The sequence below is a fragment of the Pseudoalteromonas sp. PS5 genome, assembly GCF_004103255.1.
GTDB classification, from domain to species: domain Bacteria; phylum Pseudomonadota; class Gammaproteobacteria; order Enterobacterales; family Alteromonadaceae; genus Pseudoalteromonas; species Pseudoalteromonas peptidolytica.
The window spans coordinates 1-11,548 of sequence record NZ_RCSQ01000031.1; the positions used below are offsets into that span (position 1 = coordinate 1).

Sequence of the window (11,548 nt, forward strand, 5' to 3'; positions counted from 1 at the left end):
GCAAGATGACGCGGAGCTACTCCCAGAGTTAGAAGCTGACTTTGATGAAGATACTTTACTTGAAGACGAGGCGTTACTTGAGGACGAAGCCGAAGAAGCACCAGCACCTGACGTGCCAACTGCACTTGACGAAGAGGCAGCGCAAGATGACGCGGAGCTACTCCCAGAGTTAGAAGCTGACTTTGATGAAGATACTTTACTTGAAGACGAGGCGTTACTTGAGGACGAAGCCGAAGAAGCACCAGCACCTGACGTGCCAACTGCACTTGACGAAGACGCAGCGCACGATGAGGCGGAGCTACTCCCAGAGCTAGAAGCTGACTTTGATGAAGACACGTTACTTGAAGACGAAGTTGAGTTAGCGTCAGACACGCTTGACGAAGAAGACCTCATAAATGACGAAACTGCTCCGTTTGAAGAGGTGATCACTGAACTGGCTGATGGGGACGAACTTGATACATTGCTAAGTGAGTCTGACTCGGAAGTTGAAGTGCCGCAGGTTGATGAAGCCGAAATTGAAAAAGAATTTATGGCCGATTTTACTCAACAGGACTTTGATGCACTATTGAGTGAACTTGATGAACCAGCTACCTTCGACACCAATGATAGTGAAGATTTTCAAGTTGATTTTGATAGCTTATTGCAAGATGAACTCGAAGCCCATGACCCTCAAGACGCTCCTACGGAAGAGATTGGTGAGGGTGACTACTTGGAAATAGAGGAGTTGCTGGAGCAAAGCGATGATTTAGTCTTAGATGAAGAGCCTTATGTTGGTGCGAATATGGATGTTGGGCTAGGTGACTTTGATGAGTTACTGGCGGGTGAAAACACCACTGATGTTGATTTAGAAGACGAGGGCTTTTCTGCCAAACTGGACTTAGCCAAAGCATATATTGAGATCCAAGATTATGATTCTGCAATCTCTACGCTGGACGACGTGATAGACAATGGTCCTGACTCTGTTCAAGCAGAAGCTAAAGCGCTTAAATCTAGCCTTACTAGTTAGCGGAAACGGTGATTAGGCTGACACCTTAAGGCCTGCCAAATAACAAGATGTGTTTTTGGCAGGTACTGGTTTTCACTTCAGCGCTTTAATTAAAGCCAGCAATCGCATAAAATGGTGTTTTTGTTATAGGTTGCGATAGAAATAGTATGCGAGTAGCGTTAGGCATTGAATACAATGGGGCAAATTACAGTGGGTGGCAACGACAAAGCCACGTTAGCAGTGTCCAAGAAGAAATAGAAAAAGCGCTCTCGAATATTTGTAATCATCCGGTTGAGATCACTTGCGCAGGGCGCACAGATGCTGGTGTTCATGCTACTGGGCAGATCATTCATTTCGATACTGAGTCGGCTCGAGACATGAGTGCCTTCACATTGGGTATGAATTCACAGCTCCCTGATGATATTGCCGTTCGGTTTGCTAAAGAGGTACACCCAGAGTTCCATGCACGCTTTTCTGCAACTGCTCGTCGTTATCGTTATGTCATTTATAATCATACATATCGACCAGGTATTTTACGCAGCGGTGTAACGCACTTCCATCATGAACTTGATGTAGAAAGAATGAAAGCGGCATGTCCTGCCATGATTGGAGAGCAAGACTTCACATCCTTCAGAGCAGTACATTGCCAATCTAATACGCCATTTCGTAATATCCATCACTTAGAAGTGGAACGCGTAGGTAAATATATCGTCATTGACATTAAAGCCAATGCGTTTTTACACCATATGGTGCGTAATATAACAGGGTGTTTGCTGGATATTGGTGTTGGCAAGCAAGAGCCAGGTTGGATGGCTGAATTATTGGCTGCAAAAGATCGTACGCTAGCAAGTGCGACGGCGAAACCCAATGGTCTTTATTTGGTTGACGTAGATTACCCTGAGCAGTGGCAGATAGAAAAAATGCCTTTAGGGCCTCTATTTTTGCCGGAAGCGCTGGTATAACGGTCATATTTAGGTACTACCTTATACTCTTAAGACCAGTTTTTTATATCACCTATAGCTAAATCATGATTTAATTGGGAAAAGATGTCTGTCTTTGCTGACGGAACAGAATAAAGCACGATAGAGAGTTGCAAATGAGTTGGTTAGAAAAGATCTTACCTAAAACCACGAAATCTTCTGGTAAAAAAGAGATCCCAGAAGGGGTTTGGGCGAAGTGTACAGATTGTGATTCAATCCTATACAAAGCAGAATTAGAAAAGTCGTTAAGTGTGTGTCCTAAGTGTGATCATCATATGCGTATCACAGCACGTAAGCGCCTTGAAAGCTTTTTAGATGATGCAGATCGTCAAGAGCTGGGAATAGAGCATGAACCAAAAGATGTGCTCAAGTTTAAAGATTCCAAAAAGTATTCAGATCGAATTGTTCAAGCGCAAAAAGCCAGTGGCGAGAAAGATGCACTTGTAGCGATGAAAGGTCGAGTTAAAGGTATTCCTGTAGCAGCGGTTGCTTTTGAGTTCTCATTTATGGGTGGCTCTATGGCATCGGTGGTAGGTGCTCGATTCGTTGACGCAGTTAACGTTTGTCTTGAACACAATATGCCGTTAATTTGCTTTTCAGCCTCAGGTGGTGCTCGAATGCAAGAGGCGTTGATGTCGCTTATGCAAATGGCTAAAACGAGTGCTGCATTGGCTAAGATGAGTGAACGTGGGTTGCCATTCATATCTGTATTGACAGACCCTACAATGGGTGGAGTCTCTGCATCACTTGCTATGCTTGGGGATATTAACGTTGCTGAGCCTAAGGCATTGATAGGATTTGCAGGCCCTCGCGTTATTGAGCAAACGGTTCGAGAAACGCTACCAGAAGGTTTCCAACGTAGTGAGTTTTTACTTGAGCACGGTGCCATCGACATGATTGTTGACCGTCGTGAAATGCGTGATACGTTAGCGCGTATCTTAGCTAAATTTATGGACTTGCCTTCTACTGAACAAGAGCATAGAGTAGCGTAAATTTTTCAGATTGAGCTATTCAAACCATGACAGTTAAACAGCCTAGCCAATCATCATGCCTTGATGATTGGCTTTGTTATTTAGAAGCTATTCACCCCGCCACGATTGACATGGGACTTGAGCGAATTACTCAAGTTGCTGAGCAAGTCGGTCTGCTTGAATCATTCAGTAAAATCATTTTGATTGGTGGTACAAACGGTAAAGGTACCACAGCGCGTTGTTTGGAAGCTTTGTTGCTTAATCAAGGCTTTTCTGTTGGAACTTACTCTTCTCCTCATTTAATTCGATATACAGAATGTGTCAGAGTTAATGGTGTCGAGCTCGACGAGCAATATCATATCGATGCCTTTAAGCAAATTGACGATACGCGTGGCGATACTTTGCTCACTCAGTTTGAGTTTGGCACCTTAGGTGCGTTAAGCATTTTTAAGCGTTGTAATGTTGATTATATACTGTTAGAGGTGGGGTTAGGTGGGCGCAATGATGCTACAAATATCGTGATGCCTGTTGCATCGGTCATTACCACCATTGACTTAGACCATAAAGCATTTTTAGGGGACACCCGAGAGTCTGTTGGTTACCATAAAGCAGGGATCTTTCGTGCCAATACGCCAGCTATCGTTGGTGATTTTAATATACCTGATTCGGTTACTGACTACGGTACAGAAATAGCAGCCAAAATGGTACTTGCGAACAAAGACTTTCACTTTACGCAGCTAGAGTCGCAATTTAGGTGGCAATATTTTGACAATGATTGGTACTTTGATAACCCCAATATTCCCGCCCAGAATGTGGCAACTGCGCTCACTGTCTTAGCGACACTTGATTTACTACCCAGCTTTGAATCTGTGCAATGTTGTCTTAGTGAAATTCAGGTTGAAGGACGCTTTCAACAGCTTAGTATTTTTCCTTTAGTGTATGTTGATGTCGCACATAACCCCGAGTCAGCTAGGTATTTAGCGACTAAGTTACAACATCTTCGGCAAAAAGGGTTTAAAATTCATGCCTTAGCGGCTATGCTTGCGGATAAAGATAAAGCCAGTGTATTAAAAACGCTAACCCCCTATGTCGACAGATGGAGTCTAGCGTCGTTGCACGGTCCCAGAGGGGAGCGCGCAGAAAACCTTAAGCCATTACTTGATACGGATAAGCAAATTACAATATATGATGATGTGGAAGGTGCATTGAACGCGCAAATTCACGGCCTAAAACAGGATCAAGCTTTAGTCATATTTGGTTCCTTCTTGACCGTTGCTCAGGCAATGACATATTGGCAAAACAACTTGAAATAACATTCGAGAATTAACACTTAGTAGAGAGTATAGTAGTGAACTCAGTATTTATAAATCGCTTGGTAGGGACGAGTATTGTTGTGGTTGCGGCGATAATATTTATTCCAAATATTCTAGACGGCGAAAAAGTCCATTATAAAGAGGGCTTTCAAGCGATCCCTGACAGGCCTGAGTTCAAAACCATAGATTTACAAGAAAAGCTCGATATGCAAGCCGCACTAGCACCTGAGCTAACTGAGGAGCATATTGAGAATGCTCCTGCAGATGATGAAAAGTTTGAGAGTAGTGGCGCGAAAGAGCGCACAGAAGAACTGCAAGCGGATAACACTCTCAAGCAAAGTGAGCCACAACGAGTGCTTAGCAATGATAAAATAGAAGTGGCTAAACTTACCCGACCAGAGACATCGAACTTTTCAAAGATGGCGTACGTAATTCAGTTAGGCAGCTTTTCTCACAAATCGAATGTAGATGCGTTAATTAACAAATTACGCGGAAATGGTTTTAAAGCGTTTACAAAACCAGTCAAAACACCAAATGGAACACTAACAAAAGTGTTTGTAGGCCCTTCTTTAAATAAAGCAGAACTTGAAGCTAAGTTACCAGAACTAAAGAAATTAACTAAATTAAATGGCCGCTTAACGCAATTTGAAGTAACAAAATGATCTGGTATTTAGCTGCCAAACCTTTTAGAATGCGCCCCACATTAACGACTTATTGGTTACTATGATCTGGGTTGATTACGCCATTGCAGGCATTGTTGGTTTATCGACACTTTTTGGCTTGCTTCGAGGCTTCGTCAAAGAAGCGATGTCACTTGTTGTTTGGATCGGCGCATTTTTCATCTCCAGCATGTTCTATCAATATCTCTCAACCTTCCTAACATTCATTTCAGAACCCCTTTTAAGAAATGCAGCCGCAATTGCCATACTTTTTATTGCGACCTTGATGCTAGGTGGGCTTGTTAACTATGTCTTGAGTGAACTGGTTCAAAGAACTGGTCTCTCGGGTACCGATAGGATCATCGGGATCGTATTCGGTGCACTTCGAGGCGTGTTAGTCGTTAGCGCCTTACTCTTCTTCCTTGATGCTTTTACCAACGCGCCAAGTACGCAATGGTGGAAATCATCAAACTTAATTCCTGAATTTGGTTTTGTGATCGAGTGGTTTTTTTCCTACCTTGAGCATAGTTCCAGTTTTTTAAATTCGGTAAACCGTTAATCGGCGAGGAAATTTTTAATGTGTGGTATCGTTGGGATAGTCGGAACATCACCTGTTAATCAGGCGATTTATGATGGCTTAACTGTTTTGCAACACCGTGGCCAAGATGCGGCTGGCATTATTACCATTGACAACAATACGTTTAGCTTGAGAAAAGCAAACGGTCTAGTGAAGGACGTATTTCATACTAGACACATGAAACGACTTCAAGGCAACATCGGCCTTGGTCATGTACGTTATCCTACAGCGGGTTCTTCAAGCTCAGCAGAGGCACAACCTTTTTACGTCAACTCTCCATTTGGTATTGCGCTTGCTCATAACGGCAACTTAACCAATGCTGAAAAGCTAAAAGAGCGTTTGTTTACTCAAGCTCGCCGTCACGTCAACACGACTTCTGATTCAGAGATTTTGCTGAATATCCTAGCCCATGAGCTCGGTAAAACAGACAAGATGAAGCTAGATGCGGAAGATATGTTTACCGCGGTAACAGAGGTGGTGTCTGTTGTATCTGGTGGTTACGCAAGTATCGCGATGATTATTGGACACGGTATTTTGGCATTCAGAGACCCTCATGGTATTCGACCGCTGGTGTTTGGTAAGAAGGAAACCGAGCGTGGCACAGAGTATATGTTTGCCTCTGAGAGTGTGGCATTGTCGATTGACGGATTTGAGTTTGTCCGCGACGTTGCCCCTGGCGAAGCAATTTATGTCACTGAAAACGGCGAATTCTTCTCACAGATCTGCGCTGCGAAAACGACTCTAGCACCGTGTATTTTTGAGTTTGTATACTTTGCTCGTCCAGACTCGAATATCGATAAGATGTCAGTTTATGCAACGCGCGTTAACATGGGCACTAAGCTTGGAGAGAAAATTGCCAGTGAATGGGGCGATAAAGACATTGATGTGGTTATCCCTATCCCAGAAACTTCGTGTGACATTGCCCTAGAAATTGCTTCTGTTTTAGGTTTGCCATATCGCCAAGGTTTTGTAAAAAACCGTTATATTGGTCGGACATTCATCATGCCTGGTCAAGAAATGCGTAAAAAGTCAGTGCGTCGTAAACTGAACGCAATAGACCGCGAATTCGTTGGTAAAAATGTGCTGTTGGTAGATGACTCTATCGTACGCGGTACAACTTCAGCACAAATCGTTGAAATGGCGCGTGAAGCTGGCGCTAAAAACGTCTACTTCGCCTCAGCGGCACCTGAAGTGAGATTTCCAAATGTGTATGGTATCGACATGCCATCGGCTTCTGAGTTAATTGCACATGGTCGAGAAGTGGAAGATATTAATGCAAGCATCGGCTCTGATGGTCTTATTTATCAATCATTGAGTGATTTGATTGCGGCGGTTCGCCAAGAAAACCCAGAAGTATCAAGGTTTGAGACGTCAGTATTCGATGGCCAATACATCACCGGAGATGTTGACCAAAACTATTTGAATCATATCGATGAGCTTCGTAATGATTCTGCCAAGTCAACGCGTGAAGCAGCTATGTCCGCAAGTCTTGAGTTACATAATCAAGAAACTGAAAGCACAGAAGGCGAGTAGTAAACTTACTCCCAAATGCGCTGGATGTTCAGCCATCTGCGTTAACGTAAAAAAGCCCAAGTGATACTTGGGCTTTTTCGTGTTTTACCAATTAGCCTTAATACTTGCTCAATTTAGAGGAGTAAACTTGACGCTAACTGCGTTAAAAATTTCTTATCTATAACGATTCGATAGCAAAGTTTGCATGTACATACCATGACGATAGCAAAGTAGGTGGTGTTATCGTCATGGTCTTCTCTTAAAAAAATTAAGTACTTAGCTAGCTGGTTGGTGCAAATGCCACTCACTTCAGCCTCATTAAGATAGTACTTGATTAGGCTTAGCATCGTTTAATAGCATTGTTAAACTATCTACTAATTCATATAGCTCAGGCTCAATATCATTGAGAGGTTTAGCCTGTTTTAAACTTGTTTCTATGGTTTCAGCTAACTTTTTAAGCGCTGGTACACCGGTATAACAGCATGCACCATGAAACTTATGTATGACCTTGAGTAGTGTCGCACCATCTTCAGCCTGTTGCGCAGATTCTAGTTGTTGAAGTGTCTCGGGAACACTAGAGAGCAGCATATTCAACATCTCAAGCGCCAGATCTGGTTTGTTGCCAGCGCGTTGTAATGCTAACCCCCAGTCTAGTACTTGGCTTTCAAAAGGAGGGACGCTGTGCCGTTCATGTTCATTATTTTTTTGCCTTGCAATGGGAGATGAGGTGCTATGGTCGCAGATGATCTGCTTTAACATATCTTCATCAATTGGCTTGGTCATGTAGTTACTAAAACCATTTTTTAGTAACTCTTCTTTTTCACCTGCTAAGGCATGAGCCGTGACTGCAATAATGGGAGTATCTTCATTGAGAGATGATTCACGAATACTTTTGCAAGCACTGATCCCATCCATAATCGGCATCTGAATATCCATAAATATAAGATCATATTTTCTTGATTTACATAGACTCACGGCTTGAGCACCATTGTGGGCAGTGTCTATAGCTTCTACTTGCTCGTCTAAGAGCGTACATATCAGCTTTAAGTTTGCGTCATTGTCATCTGCCACTAGCACTTTCAATGGTAGGTTGGTAGTTTCAATTTCGTTGGCGCTCATATCGGGATGGTCTAGGCGATAAGGAGCAGCTAACATTTCACACAATTTTCTGTGGTTTAATGGTTTACTTAGGCAAGCGTCGGCACCACTACCAATGAGTGCTTCACGCATGTTGTGAGAAATCGTGTTCACCATCAGGTATAAATAATCAGCGGACTGCCTTGCTTGTTTGATGTAGCTTTTTACAGTTTGCATTTGATCAACGCTGGCCATTGAGCCGATTAAACAAATATCATAATTAAAATCTTTTGCTAGTGCGTCATCAAAGTCCTCTTCACTGAGACAGCGTGTCACCTGCATATCCCAAGCCTGTAACTGCGAAACAACCGCATAGTGAGTATGTTCTTGTGGTTCAAAATACAGTACTCGCTTATTCTCAAGAGGTTTACTTGGTAAGTCATCGTTATAAAGCCGATTGGGTAATGCAAATACGGCATTAAAGGAGAAGCATGTACCATGACCTGGTGCTGAGTTGAGCGTAATACGGCCATTCATTGCCTCGACTATGTGTTTGGTAATGATTAAACCGAGTCCTGTGCCTCCAAATTTTCTTGTAATACTGGTATCCGCTTGAGCAAATGGGGTAAATAAGGCGTCTTGCTTATCCTGTGCGATACCCACGCCGGTATCGCTGACTGACACCAGTAATGAAGATTGAGATTCATCTATTAATCGATGATTAATATCAACTTTAATTGCCCCTTTTTCAGTGAATTTAATGGCATTGCTGATTAGGTTGGTGAGTACTTGCTTAAAACGTGTTGGATCGCCAATCAAATTATCTGGTACTTGTCTGTTCACCGAAATAGAAAACTCTAAGTGCTTGTCATGGGCACTTGGAGCCAATAATGTCATTACTTCATTGACGGCATCACGCAGCTCAAACTGAATATTTTCAAGCTCCATTGCTCCGGCTTCTAACTTTGAGAAGTCGAGAATATCGCTGATGATTGTAAGCAGACTGTTTGCCGACAATTCTATGGTATCTAAATAATCTTTTTGGTGTTTATTTAAAGGTGTTTTATAGAGCTGACGAGTAAAGCCGATGACGCCATTAAGTGGCGTTCTAAGTTCATGACTCATCTTCGCTAAAAAGTCAGATTTTACACGGTTGGCATCTTGCGCTTCTTTCTTAGCAATGTTGAGCTGAATATTTTGTGTTTCGTATTGCTCTAATGTTTCTCGGTAGTCACTGGTTGCTTGGTCAATGTGCTTTTGCATTTCGTCTTTTTGATTCGCCATTTTTTTACCAATGACAATTAGCCCCTGGCGTAGTAGTTCAAACTCACCTCGCATTGGCTCGTTAATAGCGATGTCTTGCTTACCCTCATTGAGTTTATCAGTGGCTAATATTAAGCTGGCAATGGGCTTGGTAAGCATACGAGATAAACGCATAGCTAACATGATACTGAGTAAAAAAGAGAAAATAATAACAATTGCACTTAAAATTAATGCCCGCTGCTGAGAAATGAGTGCTTGGTCTTTACTGATCTCGACGACCAAGATTGCTAGCGTTGCAGGTTCGGCACTATGCCAGTCTGTTTTTTTAGCTAGGTGATTTTTTACTGGTGAGTAAAAGACAAATGTATTTTTAAGAGTCGTCACAACCGTCGTTTGCAATGCTTGCACTTCGCCAAAATAGTGCAGCTTGTCAAATTCACTATGGTAATTGCTGGTTAGGATAAGCTGGTTTTGCTCGTCAAATAGAGCAATACTTTTTACCAAAGGTGCATGCTTATTGTGAGCTTGGCTTAAGATCCTGTGCAGATGGGACTTATCCTGTTTTTTTATCGGGTACTCTACCGACATGGCTAGTGATTCTGAAATACGATTCCCCTGACTAATCAGAATTTCCTCAAGCTCTACGTAGCGATTTATAGTAAAATAGCCACCGAGTAGCAAGCCAACGAGTAGGGTTGGCAAAAGAGTGAGTAGTAAAATACTGTCACGCAGGTTTAATTTTGTCATAGGGTCAAAAAAGTGCAGAGAAATCTGTAACTAAGATTATCTTTTACCGACGTGATAAGCAAACAAATGAGGAACCCAATGGCACAGATTTTTCGTGCTAAAAAAGCAACCAAACCGTCAAAACACCTTGCCCTTCAAATAGAATCTATGGATCACCAAGGCAGGGGAGTTGCGCGTCACGATGGTAAAGTATGTTTTGTAGCTGGTGCATTGACCAATGAACATGTTACTGCGCAAGTAACTCAAGCAAAGTCTAAATTACTTGAGGCAAAACTTATCAAAGTAATGACGGCCTCTGAGTATCGCACTCAGCCGTTTTGTGAGCATTATGAACAGTGTGGTGGTTGTAATTTGCAACATCAAAGCGTCGACAATCAGCTCATCGAAAAGCAACAAGCCGTAGAAAAACTGTTTGCGCGCTTTGCTAAAATAACACAGTTACCATGGCAAGCTGCTATTACCTCTGCACCACTTCATTATCGTCGTGCCGCTCGCATAGCCAGTATTTATGATAAGAAACGTAACACGGTAAAACTGGGCTTTAGAGCCAGTCAGTCAAAACAGATAGTGGATATTGAACAGTGTAATGTGTTGGCTGCTCCTTTTGCTGATATTTTCATCACGTTAAATGCGCTGTCTCAAGCGCTCAATGAATTTAAGTTCATCAGCCACGTTCAGTTATGCCAAGCGGACAATCATAACTATGTGCTATTTCGACACACCAAGGCGCTTTCGCAAACGACTTATCAAGCAATTAGAGCTGGTCTTGAGAATTATCAAGTGGTGTTTGACGATGGGGAAAATGCGGCTGAATATCAGCAGCTACCAAATTATCGACTTCCTGAATTTGGCCTCGTATTAGAATTTCAGCTAAATAACTTTATTCAAGTTAATCAAGCCGTCAATGATGCTATGTTGCATCAAGCAGTTACTTGGTTAAAACCACGTGCTGATGAGAAGGTACTTGACCTTTTCTGTGGCGTGGGAAATTTTTCCTTAGTGCTCGCAAAATATGCAAATGCAGTGATTGGTGTTGAAGGCGAAGCGCAATCAGTTGCAATGGCAAGACAAAATGCGCAAACTAACCAAATCCATAATGTTCAGTTTCATTGTTTTGACTTAACTCGCGCTATCAGTGAAGCCACTTGGTTTGATCCAAGTGTAGACGTATTACTACTTGACCCTTCCAGGACTGGGGCACTTGAAGTGTTAGAGCAATTACCGTTAGGACAGTTTTCACGGATCTTATATGTCTCATGCGATCCGGTTACCTTAGCTCGTGACGCGCAAGTGATCCATCGTGCTGGGTTTACGCTAGAAAAGCTGGGCTTAATGAATATGTTTGTCCACACAGGACATATTGAAACCATGGCACTGTTTGTAAAACAGCAAAAATAGCTTGAATCATCATGGTACATAGATTAAGTGATGGCAATTGGGTTTAGGCTCTAAGTAAACGTTTTT

The 11,548-nt window shown here is 42.4% G+C and carries 9 protein-coding genes; 8 read left to right on the forward strand and 1 reads right to left on the reverse strand.

Annotation, left to right across the window (positions count from 1 at the left end; genetic code table 11):
- From D9603_RS04150 to purF, 7 genes are all read left to right on the forward strand, one after another.
- The coding region (locus D9603_RS04150; protein ID WP_277750214.1) for a FimV/HubP family polar landmark protein at positions 1 to 1,006 on the forward strand (1,006 nt) is incomplete at its 5' end.
- Between the two features lie 146 nt (positions 1,007 to 1,152).
- Positions 1,153 to 1,947, forward strand: a complete 795-nt coding sequence (truA, locus tag D9603_RS04155; protein WP_125254459.1) for a tRNA pseudouridine(38-40) synthase TruA — start codon at positions 1,153 to 1,155, stop codon at positions 1,945 to 1,947.
- A gap of 134 nt (positions 1,948 to 2,081) precedes the next feature.
- Entirely contained in the window at positions 2,082 to 2,957 is an 876-nt protein-coding gene (gene accD / locus D9603_RS04160) for an acetyl-CoA carboxylase, carboxyltransferase subunit beta (RefSeq protein WP_125254460.1), read from the forward strand.
- A 26-nt stretch (positions 2,958 to 2,983) separates the two neighbouring features.
- Positions 2,984 to 4,249: a bifunctional tetrahydrofolate synthase/dihydrofolate synthase gene (gene folC, locus D9603_RS04165; protein ID WP_128730343.1), complete on the forward strand. Its 1,266-nt coding sequence runs from the start codon at positions 2,984 to 2,986 to the stop codon at positions 4,247 to 4,249.
- A gap of 35 nt (positions 4,250 to 4,284) precedes the next feature.
- On the forward strand, positions 4,285 to 4,911 hold the full coding sequence (locus D9603_RS04170; protein ID WP_128730345.1) for an SPOR domain-containing protein: 627 nt from the start codon (positions 4,285 to 4,287) through the stop codon (positions 4,909 to 4,911).
- Between the two features lie 61 nt (positions 4,912 to 4,972).
- A complete protein-coding gene (locus tag D9603_RS04175) occupies positions 4,973 to 5,467 on the forward strand; it encodes a CvpA family protein (RefSeq protein ID WP_125254267.1) in 495 nt (164 codons plus the stop codon).
- Between the two features lie 18 nt (positions 5,468 to 5,485).
- Positions 5,486 to 7,018 carry an amidophosphoribosyltransferase gene (gene purF / locus D9603_RS04180; RefSeq protein ID WP_128730347.1) on the forward strand — a complete coding sequence of 511 codons (1,533 nt, stop codon included), beginning with the start codon at positions 5,486 to 5,488 and terminating at the stop codon, positions 7,016 to 7,018.
- Between the two features lie 297 nt (positions 7,019 to 7,315).
- On the opposite strand, the gene barA is transcribed toward purF, so the two are convergent.
- Entirely contained in the window at positions 7,316 to 10,084 is a 2,769-nt protein-coding gene (barA, locus tag D9603_RS04185) for a two-component sensor histidine kinase BarA (RefSeq protein ID WP_128730349.1), read from the reverse strand.
- Positions 10,085 to 10,162: 78 nt separating this feature from the next.
- Here barA and rlmD point away from each other — a divergent pair, with 78 nt between their 5' ends.
- Positions 10,163 to 11,482 carry a 23S rRNA (uracil(1939)-C(5))-methyltransferase RlmD gene (gene rlmD, locus D9603_RS04190; protein WP_128730351.1) on the forward strand — a complete coding sequence of 440 codons (1,320 nt, stop codon included), beginning with the start codon at positions 10,163 to 10,165 and terminating at the stop codon, positions 11,480 to 11,482.
- The last annotated feature ends 66 nt before the right edge of the window (positions 11,483 to 11,548 follow it).